The following is a 14,645-nucleotide window of genomic DNA, read 5'->3' on the forward strand; positions in this document are numbered from 1 at the left end:
GACAATAGATAATACTCATATGTATCATAACACTTGGTTATAAAATTTGATTGGGGGATCAGAACTTACATGGATCAGAACTTATCACAGTATCGTATCTTCTACGCCGTGGCCAAGGCCGGTAACATTTCCCGGGCCGCCAAGGAGCTCTACATCAGCCAGCCCGCCATCAGCAAATCCATCAGCAAGCTGGAGGACAGCTTAAACACTGTGCTTTTCACCCGCAACTCCCGCGGCGTGCAGCTCACCGATGAGGGGCAGGTGCTTTTTGAACACACCCGGGACGCCTTTGAGGAACTGGCCAAAGGCGAGCAGGAACTAAAGCGCATCCGGGAATTCAATATGGGCCACATCCGCATCGGCGTCAGCAACACCCTCTGCCGGTTCATCATGGTTAAATACCTGAAGGGATTTATTGAGCAGTATCCCCATATCAAGATCACCATCGAAAGCCAGCCCACCACCCAGACTCTCTCCATGCTGGAGCAGCAGCGCATTGACATTGGCCTGGTAGTGGAACAGAAATCTGCCAAAAATATGGACTTCATCCCGGTCATGGACATCGAAGACATCTTCGTGGCAACCCCGAGTTATCTGGAAAACTTAAGGCTGCGGGAGGGCGCCGACACCGATGTATTCCAGAGCGGCAACCTGATGCTGCTGGACAAAAGCAACATCACCCGACACTACATCGACGACTACATGGCTGTCAATGAGATTGTAGCCAATAACCTCCTGGAGGTCACCACCATGGACCTGCTCATTGAGTTTGCCCGCATTGGCCTGGGCATCGGCTGTGTCATCAAGGAATTTGTCAAGGAAGATCTGGATTCCGGGCGCCTGGTACAACTCAAACTGGATACACCGATCCACAAGCGCACGGTAGGATTTTTATGGCAGAACAGACGCACCTCCAAGGCGCTGGATACTTTCATCCGGTTCTGCAGGGAGCAGGACAGCCGGAATCTGTGATCTGGCTAAGACAGCCGATACATCTGCAGCTCACTAGTACTAGTTTCACCGCAAAAAAGGGCTTCCGCACTCATGTACGGAAACCCTTTTATTATGCCTCGAAAGATTCGAATTAGTTGTTGATGAGCTTGCCGCTCTCGTCGTTCCAGCTGTACAGCTTACGGATCTCTGCGCCGACTTTCTCAGACGGATGCTCGGAAGCAAGCTTTCTCATAGCCTTGAAGTGAACCTGACGGCCTGCCGGGCTCATATCAAGCAGGAACTCTTTTGCGAAGGTACCATCCTGGATATCGGAAAGGATCTTCTTCATAGCCTTCTTGGTATCCTCGGTGATGATCTTCGGTCCGGTGATGTAATCACCGTACTCAGCAGTGTTGGAGATGGAGTATCTCATGCCTGCGAAACCAGACTGGTAGATCAGGTCAACGATCAGCTTCATCTCGTGGATGCACTCGAAGTAAGCATTTCTCGGATCGTATCCAGCCTCAACCAGGGTCTCGAAACCAGCCTGCATCAGAGCGCAAACGCCGCCGCAAAGAACAGCCTGCTCACCGAAGAGGTCAGTCTCAGTCTCGGTACGGAAGGTGGTCTCCAGAAGGCCTGCTCTTGCGCCGCCGATACCAAGGCCGTATGCCAGAGCTTTCTCCAGAGCCTTACCGGTGTAATCCTGCTCTACAGCTACCAGACACGGAGTACCCTTGCCCTCCTGGTACTCGGAACGAACGGTGTGGCCCGGTGCCTTCGGAGCGATCATGGTAACATCTACGTTTGCCGGCGGTTTGATGCAGCCGAAATGAATGTTGAAGCCGTGAGCGAACATTAACATATTGCCCTCTTCCAGGTTCGGCTCGATATCTTTCTTGTACATATCAGCCTGCAGCTCATCGTTGATCAGGATCATGATGATGTCTGCTTTCTTTGCAGCCTCTGCTGCGGTATATACTTTAAAGCCCTGTTCCTCAGCCTTTGCCCAGGACTTGCTGCCCTCGTACAGACCGATGATCACGTCACAACCGGACTCCTTTAAGTTTAATGCATGCGCATGTCCCTGGCTGCCGTAGCCAATGATAGCGATGGTCTTTCCGTCCAGTAAGGACAGGTTACAGTCTTCCTGATAATAAATCTTTGCCATCTTCTTTTCCTCCTCAAGAATCTTTAGATTCATAGTTGTGTGGTAACCGGAAATCCCGGCTGCCTGTATGCTTCATGCGCCAGTGTGTTTCGACGACTCTCTGTCCGCCACTGAAAGGCCTGACGCTTAAAGTCCTTATGTATTACGGAAGATACCGTACGTCGTCAGAGCCGCGGGATAAGCCGGTGAGTCCGGTTCTTGCAAGCTCCAGGATCTCGTAGTCTTCCAGCAGATTGATCAGCGCGTCAAGCTTTGACTGGTCGCCGGTCAGCATGACGGTCAGGGAATCCTTGCCTACATCCACGATGGTCGCGCGGAAAATGTCGGAAATGGCACTGACTGCCTGACGCTGGCTCGCGTTGGCCCGTACCTTTACCATGATCAGCTCCCGGTAAACGGAATGGCTCGGTTTTAATTCCTTGATGTCGCGGACATCCTCCAGTTTGCGGAGCTGCTTCTCAATCTGCTCTAAGATATTCTGATCGCCAAAGGCAACTACGGTCATTCTGGAATACCGCTCATCTGCAGTGACACCAACGGTCAGACTCTCGATGTTGTAGCCACGGCGGCTGAATAAGCCAGCAACACGGCTCAGTACACCTGATGTGTTGTCCACTAACAATGATAACACGATTCTATCCATAAGTGTTCTCCCTTCTGTCACGTTCTCTTTATGATAACAATCCTGTTACTATTTGTCAACTATATAAAAGGAATGTGTACTATTCCTTTCAGTTATGATGCACCTTGTTTTCTTTCCAAAAACGGGCAAATGTCCGTACTAAGAAGACAGTGTTAAAACTTCCGTACCATATCCCTGGTGATTTCAGCAAGGCTGTGGGCACCGCACATGGCCATGGTATCCTTTAACTGGCCGCCAATGCGGTTCACCAGTTCTGCCACGCCTTCCTCCGCGCCGCCATAGACTGCCGTTACAAACGGGCGGGCAATCAGCACGCCGTCTGCTCCCAGTGCCAGCGCCTTAAAGACATCACTGCCATTACGGATGCCTCCGTCGACCAGGATTTTCATGGAGCCGCCTACAGCATCCGCGATCTCAGGAAGTACTTCCGCGGTAGCCGGGCACTGGTCCAGAACACGGCCGCCGTGGTTGGATACCACAATGGCTGCCGCTCCGGCCTTTTTCGCCTTTAACGCGCCCTTTGCCGTCATCACACCTTTTACGATAAACGGTACACCGGCTGCCTGAATGATCTCTGCCAGTTCCTCCACGGTCTTACTGCCGGCCGGCGGAGTCAGATTCTTTAAGAAGGGAAGACCTGCCGCGTCGATGTCCATGGCCACTGCAAAGGCCCCGGACTTTCTGACCATCTCCATCTTTTCTGCCACGGTTTCCGCATTCCAGGGCTTTACGGTCGGAACTCCCATTCCCTTTGCCTTTCCGATGGCTGCGGTAGCCGCCCGCATGACCTCCGGGTTCGTACCGTCTCCGGTAAAAGCCGCAATGCCGTTGTCCGCGCAGGCACGCACCAGAATATCATTATAAGCCGCGTCATCGTACTTATCTCCGTAATGAAGGTTGACTGCGCCCACCGGACCCGCAAAAACCGGATAGGCGAAGGTCTTTCCGAAAATTTCCAGACTGGTATCCACCGGACGATTCTCGCAGAGTGTATCCATCTGAACCCGGATTTCCCGCCATTTCTCGTAATTGCGGATGGCGGTATCTCCCTCACCCTTAGAGCCCGGTCCAGGCATGATATTTTTGCACGCACGGCCATTGCAGACCGGGCATCCTTTACAATACGGACCAAGACAGGTTCTTGCGTTGTTTAAAACTTCTTCCTGTGTCATTCTACAAACTCCTCCTTATATAAAACCGAAAAGTTGCCGCGTTCCTGACAACTTCCCGGCTTTTTACATTGTTCCGGTGACGCTCCCGTGTTCAGCCAAGCGCCACATCCAGAATCATCATGATCAAAAATCCAACCGCAAAGCCCATAGTTCCCATATCAGAATGTTCCCCCTGGGCCGATTCCGGAATCAGTTCCTCCACCACTACATAGATCATGGCTCCGGCGGCAAAGGCCAGCATGTAGGGGACGATGGGAATCAGAAATTTTGCGCACAGAATCGTGACCAGCGCTCCAATGGGTTCCACCACGCCGGACAATGTGCCCATGACAAAGGCACGAAACTTTGACTGGCCTTCGCTGTGCAGCGGCAGGGAGATGATGGCTCCCTCCGGAAAGTTCTGGATGGCTATGCCGATGGTCAGGGCAAAGGCCCCGGCTACGGTGATGGGCGCGCTTCCGGTCAGAAGACCCGCAAACACCACGCCCACGGCCATGCCCTCCGGCAGGTTGTGCAGCGTCACCGCAAACACCAGCATTGTGGTTTTCTTTAAGTTGCTCTTCGGGCCCTCCGGCGTGTCGCTTCCCATATGAAGATGGGGAATCATTTTATCTAAGACCCAGAGAAATACCATTCCAACCGAAAATCCCACCGCCGCCGGGATAAAGGCCAGTTTGCCCACGGATTCGCACATCTCCATGGCCGGGATCAGAAGTGACCACACCGAAGCGGCCACCATGATGCCGGACGCAAAGCCCAGAAGCATTTTCTGGATCACCGGTTTGATCTCATTCTTTACAAAAAATACACTTCCCGCTCCGATGGTAGTTCCCAGAAACGGGATCAGAATTCCAAATATAATGTGAAACAGCTCCTCTCGCATGAGAGATCACCCTCTTTCCTTAGTAGTATCTTATTCCGCAACAGGCTACATGCGATACTCTATGGGAATCGGATTGCTGTTTTTCTATGCCGCGGACACCTTCTTCGGATCCCCCACTACTTTCTGAAACACAAGCAGAAACAGGATCGTGGAAAATACAGGCCCCGCGAAATCGGACACGGTTTCCGCGTAAAACACATTGGTGACGCCGGTCAGAAGCGGAATCAGCACCACCGACGAAAAATAAATAAATTTCCGGAACAGAGAAAGCGTGATTGCCACCTTCGCAATGCCCATTCCGGTAAATCCGTCCACCACCGTATACTGAATGGCCAGCGGGATCACGCCCAGAGTGGATACCCGGATTGCCCAGGCACTTAAGGCCACATACTCCTCATTTCGGGTGAATATCCGCACGAAAACCTCCGGAATGCACTGCGCCGCCAGAAACATGATGGTGTTGAACACCAGACAGCAGGTCACAATCCACCGCTCGGCCTTCCAGATCCGGTCCGGCCGTTTTGCTCCGTAGTTATACCCCAGAATTGTCTGGGTTCCCGAGGTAATGCCGCCAAGGGGCATGGTAATGATCAGCATAAAGCTCTGGACAATGGCCGCGCAGGTGAGGATCGTATCGCCCTGCCCCGGGCCGCCCAGCCGCTGGATCACCATATTCTGGGAAATGATCAGCACATTATCCAGCGCAATGATGACAAAGGGGGAGAATCCCACTTTGGCCACCTGCAGCATCAGCTTTGGATCGTACCCATGAAACGTAATGCGGATCGGCGCTTTCTTTCCGAATAAGAACCGCAGCACATACAGGCAGGAACACATCTGCGACAGCACTGTGGCCAGCGCCGCGCCCCGCACATCCAGGTGCAGACCAAAGATGAAGATGGGATCCAGCACAATATTGGCCACCGCGCCGATCATGACAGCCTTCATGCCCACCTTTGCAAAGCCCTGGCAGATAATAAACTGGTTCATCCCCGTGGTCATCAGCGCGAAAAATGTGCCGCACAGGTAGATGGTCATGTAGGACAGCGCATAGGGGAAGGTTGTCTCTCCGGCACCGAACCACCAGAGCAGCTTTTCCCGCATGCCAAGCACACAGACGGTCAGAACCAGAGCCATGACCGTCAGCATCAGAAAACAGTTGGCAAGAATCTGCCTTGCTCCCTTTTCATTCTTCTGGCCCAGACGGATGCTCATAAGCGGCGCTCCGCCCACGCCTACTAAAATGGCAAAGGAGGAAACCAGAGTCACAATGGGGCCGCAGATGCCGACACCAGCCAGCGCCACCTCTCCGATTTTGGGGATATTTCCTATGTACATACGGTCTACGATGCTGTAAAACACGCTGACAAACTGTGCCAGCATGGATGGCAGTGCCAGGCGCAGGACCAGCCCCCGTATGTCATCGGTGTCTAAGTCATTTTCCAGCTTCATAGTATAAACTCGGCATCCTTTCTATCCGTGCAGACCCTCTTTAGCTTCTGGCGGATGGCAAGGGTCACCAGGGTGCCAAGCTTTCTTGCGTGTTTCGGGCAGAGCGCAATACAGCGCATGCAGGTGATGCAGGCCGTCTCGTCGGTCACCTTCGGGTCTGTCCGGGAAATTGCCTGGACCGGACACTTGCGGATGCAGATGCCGCAGCCCTCACAGGCTGATGTGACGCTGATTTTTAACGGCAGTGTCGCGTATAGGCGGTACGGACGGTTTCCTTTGATGGAAAGCTCCGGAAGTTTTGTGCTTCCTGCTGTATGTTTCAGTTTCTCCTTCACCGCCTCCGCAAAGGCAGTCATCTCTTTTTTGTCTTTCTCATCCGGACGCCCGGTGCCATACACATGGGCAATGTTATGCTCTGTGACAACCGCCGCCGCGGCGGCCGGAAGAAAGCCCTGTTCCTTTAAGATGTCCGAAAGCTCTAACAGTGCGTCCTCGTAGGCACGGTTTCCATAGGTGACGATCAGCACCACCGGCGTGCGCTTCCCGTAGATCTTTTTCAGCCGCTCCCTTGCAGTCTCCGGCACCCGGCCGCCGTACACCGGCACACCAACCACCGCCAGTTCATGCTCGTTAAACGTATAATCCGGTCTGGATGAGATGGCATCGGTGAGATCCAGCCATCCGGCCTCTTTATCAGCCGCGATCCGCTCTGCGATCCACTCCGTCACCTGCTTTGTGGTGCCGGTGGGACTAAAGAAAATCCCGGTAATCTGTGAAATATTCATATGATAACTCTCCTGTTTCCTGTGAACCCCCGTTCACACTTCATTGTTTTTTCGCACGATTGTTTCCTGCCTCCCGGCATCAATAATGCCCCGCCTCATGCTCCGCGTTCAGCCAGTCCACCGCCTCCCAGATTCCGTCTGTGGTAAACGGGAAATCCCGATGATGCTTCTTTTCATCCGGTGTCACCTCAAAGTTAAAGGGCTCCGGCCAGATGATGGCCCGGATCACGTTTTCCGTCTTCGCCGGTGTCTCCTCCGTGGCAGGCTCCAGCTCATTTTCATGTTTGATGAGCACGTAGCGCATGCCTTTGAAACTGCCGGTAAAGCGGCTCTTTTTCAAGAACGGGATGGAAATATCTCCATGCAGTTCAATCTTACTGGTTTCTATCTTCACTGTCAATCGTTCCTCCTGTGGCTGCTCATGAACATTACCTCCACTGTAGCAGTTTTCCCCTCAGTTCACAAGTAGGAATTGTCTAAATGGGAAGAAAAAATTTGCCTGCGGCTCTCTGCCATGTTATACTAATACACAGAATGAAAAACTGTATCAGAAAGGACACATCCATGGGCCGCAAACCGAAAAAAATCTTAGACGCATCTATTTCTCCATCCAAGCTTCCGCTCCGCCCCTCCGTGCGCTTCCGCCTGGCCAAGAGCGACACCTTCTTCGGCCCCGGCGTTGCGGAATTTCTCACGCTGGTAGACCAGACCGGTTCCATGCAGACCGCCTGCAGGGAGATGGAAATGTCCTACAGCAAAGGCTGGAAGATCATCAAAAAAGCTGAGGAATATCTGGGCTGCTCCCTGATCGAATCCCGGTCCGGCGGCGCGTCCGGCGGCTCTTCCCATTTGACGGAGGAAGCAAGAGATCTGCTCACCCGGTATCTGGATATGGAAAAAGAGCTGAAAGCAGAAGCTGCCCAGCTCTTTGAAAAATATTTTGGTGATTATCCAAATAAGTCATTGTGATTCCTGCACATGGTCAGAGTCACATCAGCCCTTCAGAAGCAGGATTGCTTCCGGGGCTACTCTTAAGTATTTCGGAATGAGGCCGTCCGCACTGTGGGTGTGGATGGTCTTTCCTATCTTCCACCACAAACCATTCTGCAAAGTAATGTACCACTCAAACGGCATCTCGGAAACTTTCGGATTCTCCACCGGGATCCGGTTCATCCCTTCCGGCTCTGCCACCGGCTCAAAATCATGGGCACGGATTCCAATGGAAGTCACATCCTCTGTCACAGTTTTGTCTGTAACCAGTTCCAGATTGTCCCAGTCTAAGGCGCGCACCCGGTGCTCATCCAGCTTTTCGATACGGGAAATATTCTTGCAGCCTGTCAGCCGCGCGGCCTCCACACTGCCCGGATCGTTGAAGATATCCTTTGTTTTCCCTGCCGCGATGACATGGCCTTTGCTGAATAAAAGCAGGTTATCGCACAGCTGGTAGGCCTCATCCCGATCATGGGTTACCATGACAGAAGCGCCCTGATACTCCGAAAGCACGCTGGCCAGTTCCAGGCGCAGACGCTCTCTTAAGTGGGTATCCATGGCGGAAAACGGCTCATCTAAGAGCAGTGCCTCCGGCTCGTAAGCCAGGATTCTTGCCAGGGCCACCCTCTGCTGCTGTCCGCCGGAAAGCTGTGCCGGATAGCGTTTTTCCAGACCGCTTAAACGGAACCGCTCCATCATCTCCAAAACCCGCTGTTTCTGCTGCGCTTCCCCGTAGCGTTTTCCCGCCTTTAATCCCGTGAGGATATTCTCCTCCACAGTCATGTTCGGAAACAACGCATAGTTCTGAAAGAGATAGCCAACCCGGCGCTTCTGCGGCTTTAAGTTTACCTTCCGGCTGCTGTTAAAAAGTTCCCGTCCATCCAGGATGATAGAGCCGCTGTCCGGCTCCACAATACCGGCGATGGATTTTAAGGTCATGCTCTTGCCACAGCCGGATGGACCGAGAATGCCAAGGCAGCTGCTCCCGGAACCAGCGGACGCGTCACTGGCGCGTCCTCGACATGCCGGGCAGGTGAACTGAACCTGAAGCTCAAATTCACGCAGTTTTTTTCGGATATCTGCTGATAAAAATTGTTCGTTCATATTCTTCTCCTTTTCGCAACCGCTTTTTCGCCGAACTACCATGCCCATACACACGGACATATCCATCCGGCATCTGCTTCCGATTAGCGGAACTGACCGCGTTTTTTCGATTCCCGCAGCGCAGCCCGGTTCATCAGGATCACGGAAAGGAAGGCAATGACAACGATGATGGCGACATAGTGATATGCCGCATCCATGTTTCCGGCTGCCACCTCAGAGTACACTGCCATAGGCAGAGTTCTGGTCTTGCCTGCGATGTTGCCTGCGATCATGGCGGTTGCGCCAAACTCACCCAGGCCTCTCGCAAACGCCAGAACGCCGCCGCTGACGATACCCGGCATGGCATTAGCAATCAGAACCTTATGGAAGATGCTCCATTCACTCATGCCAAGGGTACGGGCCGCAGCCATGAGGTTCGGATCCACCTGTTCAAACGCACCTCTGGCAGAACGGTACATAAGCGGAAAAGACATGAGCACCGCAGCCAGCACCGTAGCCGTCCAGGAAAAGGCAATCTTTACACCGAAATACTGTAAAAAGAAGATGCCGATGGGCCGTTTCACACCAAACAGATATAAGAGGAAAAAGCCCGCCACCGTAGGTGGCAGCACCAGCGGCAGGGTCAGCACGCCATCCAGGATGATCTTCATCCGTTCATTTTTCATGCCAACGACCCACCATGCTGCCAGGATCCCGAGGAAAAAGGTAATTACGATGGAGACGCTGGCGGTCTTCATGGAAATCAGGATTGGTGACCAGTCCATCTTCATTTCTCCTTTCTGTACTGCCCCCTGCGCGTTTCAACCAATGCACATGCCGCGCAGATTTTTGCAGTACGATCCACGTTTTACTCTGCTGCTACGAAACCGTAGGACTCAAATACCTTGATTGCGTCCGGAGTCTGTAAGAAATCAACGAATGCCTTTGCTGCATCCTCGTGAGTGGTTGCTTTTACAACTGCTACCGGGTAGATTACTTTCTTCTCCAGGCTGCCTTCCGGTGCCTCTGCAACTACAGTAACCTGGTCAGGCATACTTGCTGCGTCGGTTGCGTAAACAATACCTGCGTCAGCACTTGCTGCCGCAACCTGGTTTAATACCTCAGTTACGTTGGTACCAAAGCTTACTTTGTCCTGAATGCTGTCCCATACGTTTAAGTTGGTCAGAGCTTCTTTTGCGTACTGGCCAGCCGGTACGCTCTCCGGATCCCCCATAGCGATGGATGCTGCGTCTCCGATCTTCTCGAAGGAATCAATCTGGCTGTCGCTTCCAGCCGGAACGATCAGAACAATCTTGTTCTCTAACAGGTTAACGATGGTATCGGAAGCGATCATGCCTTCCTCATCCAGAGCCTTCATCTGCTTGGTTGCTGCGGACATGAATACGTCTGCCTCAAGGCCTTCCTCAATCTGGGTCTGCAGTTTTCCTGAGCTGTCGTAGGTTCCCTCCACGGTTACGCCCGGGTACTGCTCCTCAAACATCGGGATCAGCTCTTCCTCGTATGCGTTCTTTAGGCTTGCTGCTGCCGCAACCAGAATGCTCTGCTCGCCAAGATCAGCCTTTGCCTCATCTTTCACGTCAGCTTCGGTCTCTGCTGTGGTTGTCTCCTCTGCGGTGGTCTCTGCCTCGGTTGCTGCTGCGGTAGTCTCCTGCGGCTTGGAGGAACATCCTGTCATCATGCCTGCAGCCATCATAGCTGCCATTACAACTGTAAACTGTTTCTTCATTGTTTTTCTCTCCCTTTTTTTAATTTTAATCTTTCTGAACCACCAAATTTACTTTCTCGCGCACTCCGATGCGGTGCCGCGTAATATCTTCAAACCATGATCCAGCGCCCCCAGGATAAAGCCCAGGCTTTCTTTTACCGCCTTCGGACTTCCCGGCAGATTGACAATCAATGTTTTCTTTCGAATGACCGATACACCACGGCTTAACATGGCCCGGTCCGTGATCTGCATGGACTTCATGCGGATGTACTCCGCGATTCCCGGCGCGTTCCGGTCTGCCACGGCCAGCGTTGCCTCCGGTGTCTGGTCCCGCATGGAAAAGCCTGTGCCGCCGCTGGTCACCACCAGGTCCACCTGGCGGCTGTCCGCCAGACGAATGAGATGATGCTTTAACACCTCCGGCTCATCCGGAATCACGAAGCGCTCCACCACATCGTATCCAGCTTCTTTTAACATCTCCTCAGCAGCCGGGCCACTCAAATCCTCCCGCTCACCTCTAGAGCCTTTATCACTTAAGACGATAACCGCCGCCGTGAACGGGCGGTTCTCATCCGGTGCTTCCACCCGCATGACATCGCCCGGGCGGATCATGCCTTCCTTTACTACTTCAGCAAACACACCTTCCCGCGGCATGATGCACTCGCCCACGCGATGGTAAATTGCGCAGTGGCTGTGGCATTCCTTGCCGATCTGGGTCATGCGAAGCTCCACCGTTCCGGCATACAGTCTGGTTCCCACCGGCAGCGCACGGAAATCAATCCCGTCCACCACCAGATTCTCACCGAACGCACCATCGCCCACATTAGCGCCCCGCTTGTTAAATTCTTCTACCTTATTATAGGAAAGAAGACTCACCTGCCGATGCCACGTTCCCGCGTGGGCATCGCCCTCAATCCCGAAATTCGGAATGAAATGGCCCTCCGAGATCGTATGCTTTTCCGTTCCCCGGGCCGGGCTGATGCAGATGGCCTTTACCACTCCTGTCTCGTTAAAATTCATGTTACTCACCCTCCAATTGCGCTCATACCGTGCGCTTCCGTAATCTGATCCGGCTGCTCGAAGCAATGCTCCGCCGGCTTTCCATATATGGCACGGGCCATGGCATCGAGAAGTTCTTTGTTCTCTGTACCTGAGACCCCAGACTGTACCGTTCTGGTCCGGCTGCCTTTCGCACAGCCGCTGACCGACTCCTGCTGTACGCGTTCACCACGTAAAATTTTCCTCAGATCTGTTCCGTCTTCATAGCACAGGCAGGTCTTCAAAAATCCGGTGGATGTTAACCGAATCCGGTTGCAGGAGCCGCAGAACTTTCCGTGCATGGCACTGATGAGACCGATGCTCCCCTGGTATCCCGGAATCTGATAATAGACCGCCGGTCCTGCTCCGTGCACCTTTTCATCGGCCTGAAGCTGCGGAAACTCCCTGCGGATTTCTTCCAGCAGTTCCTCGTTGCTGCGTCCCTCAGACCGCCGCCCTGCTCCAATGGGCATCAGCTCAATGAAGCGTACATCCACCGGCTTGTCCTTTGCCAGTGAGATCAGGCATTTCCAGTCAGTATCCGGCATGGAGACTGCGTTAACCTTCACTTTCAAGCCAGCTGCCAGGGCTGCGTCGATGGCCAGCAGCACCTCCGGCAGAAGATTCTGTCCGGTGATGGCCGCAAATTTTTCTGCGTCCAGCGTATCCAGGCTAATGTTGATCTCATCCAGGCCCGCTTCCACCAGCTGCGGCAGGATGGCCCGCACCAGAGTTCCGTTGGTGGTCATGGCCATCTTCTCAATACCGGGAATTTCTTTTAACATCCGGATCAGCTGCGGACAGCCCTTTCTGGCTAACGGCTCCCCACCGGTCAGGCGGATTTTGGTGATGCCGAGCTTTGCCCCGCACTCCGCAATCTGCCGGATCTCCTCAAAGCTTAAAATATCTTTATGTTCCACGCACTCGATACCGTTTGGCATGCAGTATTTGCAGCGCAGATTGCACCGGTCTGTCACCGAAATACGCAGATATTTGATTTCTCTTCCCTGGGCATCTTTCACGCCTGCTCACCGCCCTGTTCGCGCGGATTGATAAAATAACCGCTCTTGCCTCCGGTCTTCTCTGCCAGATGGATGTCGCCGATCTCCATGGCCTTATCCACGGCCTTGCACATATCGTAAATAGTCAGCAGCGTGACCGACACTCCGGTCAGCGCTTCCATCTCCACACCGGTCTTGCCGGTGGTCTTGGCGGTGCAGACTGCCTCAATCTCGCAGGTTTCCGGATGCAGGGTAAAGTCCACATTCAGTTTGGTCAGATTTAAAATGTGGCACAGCGGAATGAGTTCCGAAGTGCGCTTTGCCCCCATAATTCCGGCAATCCGTGCTACGCCCAGCACATCGCCTTTCGCCATGGTGCCTTTCTGGATTTTCTCAAAACACTCCCCGCTCACGCGGATGCGGCCCCTGGCTACCGCCTCACGGACCGTCTCGCCCTTAGCAGTCACATCCACCATGCGGGCGTTGCCCTGTTCATCAAAATGAGTAAATTCCATATCAATATCCCTTTCCAAAACCGCAATTCGGGAAAGTACAGGTCGGACAGTTTAAGCACAGGCCGCCCATACCGAGAGCTGCCAGCTCATCAGCAGTCACCTCATCATCCGCCATAACGCGCGGCAGCACCAGATCGAAGATGGTGCGCTTTGCGTACATCACGCAGCCCGGAAGTCCCATAATAACGGTTCTGCGGTTCTTGCCCTGCGCCATGCGGTCGTAGTAAGCCAATAAGAACATGGCACCCGGAAGCACCGGAGCTCCGTAAGAAACAATGCGGGCACCGGTATTTTTGATAGCCAGCGGAGTCTTGTCATCCGGATCCACACTCATGCCGCCGGTACAGATCACGATATCTGCTCCTTTTTCGATCATGTTGAGGATGCTGGCAGTTACCTTTTTATCATCATCATCCCAGGTAACGTGATCAATGACCTCGGTATCAAACTCGGACAGCTTGTCCACGATAACCGGAGTAAAGGTATCCTGAATGCGTCCATGGAACACCTCATTGCCGGTGGTCACAATGCCGACGTTCTTATGATGGAATGGCTTTAACTCCAGAATCGGCTTTCCGCCGGTCAGTTCCATGGTCTGTGCCTTCACCGTTTTCATCTTCTCTTCCTCAATGACCAGCGGAATGATGCGGGTACCTGCCAGCTTGTCCCCTTTCTTCACGGCGAAATTGCCGTGGCGGGTGGCGATCATCATCTGACCAAAGGCATTGACCCCTTTTAATGCCTTCGTGTCAATTTTCAAGAGACCGTCGCAGGCTGCGGTCAGCTCAATCTTGCCCTCCTTCGGCTGGGAACGCTCCATATGATCGCCCTTGCAGATTTCACAGAGCACTTCGGCTGCCTCATCCTCGTGGAGCATGCCCTCTTCCTTCTCCCAGACGTAGAGAGTATCCTTTCCCACGCTTAACAGCACCGGAATATCTTCCTTTGTGACAATGTGACCTTTGCGGAACACTGCGTCCTTGGTCACGCCACGGATAATCTGTGTAATGTCGTGACAGAGGACTGCGCCCTCCGCATCGACGGTTTTAATCAGTTTCATTGTTTGCTGCCTCCCAATTTTTGTGTGAATATTCTGTTTTTGTAACTGTTCCGTTTGATGCTGACGTTATTTTTTTGTAAAAATAACGGTAGATTTTTAAAACCGCCCTGCCTTCCGGCAGACCGGCTTTTCAGATTATTCTATTGTAATCCATTTTTCTGAGAAATGCAATCCATTCTCTGCATTTTTGATA

Annotated in this window: 16 protein-coding genes; 2 read left to right on the forward strand and 14 right to left on the reverse strand. The window is 53.0% G+C overall.

Going from position 1 to position 14,645, the window contains the following annotated elements; translation table 11 throughout:
• Positions 1-69 precede the first annotated feature (69 nt).
• Positions 70-972 (forward strand): LysR family transcriptional regulator, encoded by a 903-nt coding sequence (locus WMO41_RS06505; RefSeq protein WP_349229045.1) that lies wholly within the window; start codon positions 70-72, stop codon positions 970-972.
• 112 nt (positions 973-1,084) lie between these two features.
• On the opposite strand, the gene ilvC is transcribed toward WMO41_RS06505, so the two are convergent.
• The 7 genes from ilvC to WMO41_RS06540 all read right to left on the reverse strand — a co-directional run bounded on the left by ilvC (position 1,085) and on the right by WMO41_RS06540 (position 7,433).
• The gene (ilvC, locus tag WMO41_RS06510) at positions 1,085-2,104 is read right to left on the reverse strand and encodes a ketol-acid reductoisomerase (RefSeq protein ID WP_349229046.1); all 1,020 of its coding nucleotides are present in this window, start codon (positions 2,102-2,104) and stop codon (positions 1,085-1,087) included.
• 142 nt (positions 2,105-2,246) lie between these two features.
• Complete coding sequence (gene ilvN / locus WMO41_RS06515) at positions 2,247-2,747, reverse strand: acetolactate synthase small subunit (RefSeq protein WP_118532900.1); 501 nt, start codon at positions 2,745-2,747, stop codon at positions 2,247-2,249.
• Between the two features lie 152 nt (positions 2,748-2,899).
• Entirely contained in the window at positions 2,900-3,919 is a 1,020-nt protein-coding gene (locus WMO41_RS06520; protein WP_349229047.1) for an alpha-hydroxy-acid oxidizing protein, read from the reverse strand.
• A gap of 91 nt (positions 3,920-4,010) precedes the next feature.
• A complete protein-coding gene (locus WMO41_RS06525; protein ID WP_349229048.1) occupies positions 4,011-4,802 on the reverse strand; it encodes a ZIP family metal transporter in 792 nt (263 codons plus the stop codon).
• An 84-nt stretch (positions 4,803-4,886) separates the two neighbouring features.
• Positions 4,887-6,254 (reverse strand): MATE family efflux transporter, encoded by a 1,368-nt coding sequence (locus WMO41_RS06530; protein WP_349229049.1) that lies wholly within the window; start codon positions 6,252-6,254, stop codon positions 4,887-4,889.
• Entirely contained in the window at positions 6,251-7,039 is a 789-nt protein-coding gene (locus WMO41_RS06535) for an EFR1 family ferrodoxin (protein ID WP_349229050.1), read from the reverse strand. The genes WMO41_RS06530 and WMO41_RS06535 overlap by 4 nt, the downstream gene beginning before the upstream one ends.
• Positions 7,040-7,118: 79 nt before the next feature.
• Positions 7,119-7,433 (reverse strand): hypothetical protein, encoded by a 315-nt coding sequence (locus WMO41_RS06540; protein ID WP_349229051.1) that lies wholly within the window; start codon positions 7,431-7,433, stop codon positions 7,119-7,121.
• Between the two features lie 140 nt (positions 7,434-7,573).
• Between WMO41_RS06540 and WMO41_RS06545 the strand changes: the two genes are divergently transcribed.
• Positions 7,574-8,008: a winged helix-turn-helix domain-containing protein gene (locus WMO41_RS06545; protein ID WP_349229052.1), complete on the forward strand. Its 435-nt coding sequence runs from the start codon at positions 7,574-7,576 to the stop codon at positions 8,006-8,008.
• A 24-nt stretch (positions 8,009-8,032) separates the two neighbouring features.
• Here WMO41_RS06545 and WMO41_RS06550 read toward each other — a convergent pair whose 3' ends face one another.
• The 7 genes from WMO41_RS06550 to WMO41_RS06580 all read right to left on the reverse strand — a co-directional run bounded on the left by WMO41_RS06550 (position 8,033) and on the right by WMO41_RS06580 (position 14,452).
• Positions 8,033-9,133, reverse strand: coding sequence for a sulfate/molybdate ABC transporter ATP-binding protein (locus tag WMO41_RS06550; RefSeq protein WP_349229053.1), 1,101 nt, complete (start codon positions 9,131-9,133; stop codon positions 8,033-8,035).
• An 83-nt stretch (positions 9,134-9,216) separates the two neighbouring features.
• Positions 9,217-9,897 (reverse strand): molybdate ABC transporter permease subunit, encoded by a 681-nt coding sequence (gene modB / locus WMO41_RS06555; protein ID WP_349229054.1) that lies wholly within the window; start codon positions 9,895-9,897, stop codon positions 9,217-9,219.
• 83 nt (positions 9,898-9,980) lie between these two features.
• Positions 9,981-10,859 carry a molybdate ABC transporter substrate-binding protein gene (gene modA / locus WMO41_RS06560; RefSeq protein WP_349229055.1) on the reverse strand — a complete coding sequence of 293 codons (879 nt, stop codon included), beginning with the start codon at positions 10,857-10,859 and terminating at the stop codon, positions 9,981-9,983.
• A gap of 48 nt (positions 10,860-10,907) precedes the next feature.
• Positions 10,908-11,858 carry a molybdenum cofactor synthesis domain-containing protein gene (locus tag WMO41_RS06565; protein WP_177292461.1) on the reverse strand — a complete coding sequence of 317 codons (951 nt, stop codon included), beginning with the start codon at positions 11,856-11,858 and terminating at the stop codon, positions 10,908-10,910.
• A 5-nt stretch (positions 11,859-11,863) separates the two neighbouring features.
• Positions 11,864-12,898, reverse strand: coding sequence for a GTP 3',8-cyclase MoaA (gene moaA / locus WMO41_RS06570; RefSeq protein WP_349229056.1), 1,035 nt, complete (start codon positions 12,896-12,898; stop codon positions 11,864-11,866).
• Positions 12,895-13,392, reverse strand: a complete 498-nt coding sequence (gene moaC / locus WMO41_RS06575; protein ID WP_349229057.1) for a cyclic pyranopterin monophosphate synthase MoaC — start codon at positions 13,390-13,392, stop codon at positions 12,895-12,897. Before moaC ends, moaA begins: the two co-directional genes overlap by 4 nt.
• Position 13,393: 1 nt before the next feature.
• The gene (locus WMO41_RS06580; protein ID WP_349229058.1) at positions 13,394-14,452 is read right to left on the reverse strand and encodes a molybdopterin-binding protein; all 1,059 of its coding nucleotides are present in this window, start codon (positions 14,450-14,452) and stop codon (positions 13,394-13,396) included.
• Between the last annotated feature and the right edge of the window lie 193 nt (positions 14,453-14,645).

It is taken from the genome of Ventrimonas faecis, assembly GCF_040096075.1.
Classification (GTDB): Bacteria; Bacillota; Clostridia; order Lachnospirales; family Lachnospiraceae; genus Brotaphodocola; species Brotaphodocola faecis.

Bases quoted from the DNA above. Each gene is read 5' to 3' on its own strand.
- WMO41_RS06505 (WP_349229045.1), top strand. From the start codon at position 70: ATGGATCAGAACTTATCACAGTATCGTATCTTCTACGCCGTGGCCAAG.
- WMO41_RS06520 (WP_349229047.1), bottom strand. From the start codon at position 3,919: ATGACACAGGAAGAAGTTTTAAACAACGCAAGAACCTGTCTTGGTCCG.
- WMO41_RS06535 (WP_349229050.1), bottom strand. From the start codon at position 7,039: ATGAATATTTCACAGATTACCGGGATTTTCTTTAGTCCCACCGGCACC.
- WMO41_RS06580 (WP_349229058.1), bottom strand. From the start codon at position 14,452: ATGAAACTGATTAAAACCGTCGATGCGGAGGGCGCAGTCCTCTGTCAC.
- WMO41_RS06550 (WP_349229053.1), bottom strand. From the start codon at position 9,133: ATGAACGAACAATTTTTATCAGCAGATATCCGAAAAAAACTGCGTGAA.
- WMO41_RS06530 (WP_349229049.1), bottom strand. From the start codon at position 6,254: ATGAAGCTGGAAAATGACTTAGACACCGATGACATACGGGGGCTGGTC.
- ilvC (WP_349229046.1), bottom strand. From the start codon at position 2,104: ATGGCAAAGATTTATTATCAGGAAGACTGTAACCTGTCCTTACTGGAC.
- moaC (WP_349229057.1), bottom strand. From the start codon at position 13,392: ATGGAATTTACTCATTTTGATGAACAGGGCAACGCCCGCATGGTGGAT.
- ilvN (WP_118532900.1), bottom strand. From the start codon at position 2,747: ATGGATAGAATCGTGTTATCATTGTTAGTGGACAACACATCAGGTGTA.
- WMO41_RS06545 (WP_349229052.1), top strand. From the start codon at position 7,574: ATGAAAAACTGTATCAGAAAGGACACATCCATGGGCCGCAAACCGAAA.
- WMO41_RS06525 (WP_349229048.1), bottom strand. From the start codon at position 4,802: ATGCGAGAGGAGCTGTTTCACATTATATTTGGAATTCTGATCCCGTTT.
- WMO41_RS06565 (WP_177292461.1), bottom strand. From the start codon at position 11,858: ATGAATTTTAACGAGACAGGAGTGGTAAAGGCCATCTGCATCAGCCCG.
- modB (WP_349229054.1), bottom strand. From the start codon at position 9,897: ATGGACTGGTCACCAATCCTGATTTCCATGAAGACCGCCAGCGTCTCC.
- modA (WP_349229055.1), bottom strand. From the start codon at position 10,859: ATGAAGAAACAGTTTACAGTTGTAATGGCAGCTATGATGGCTGCAGGC.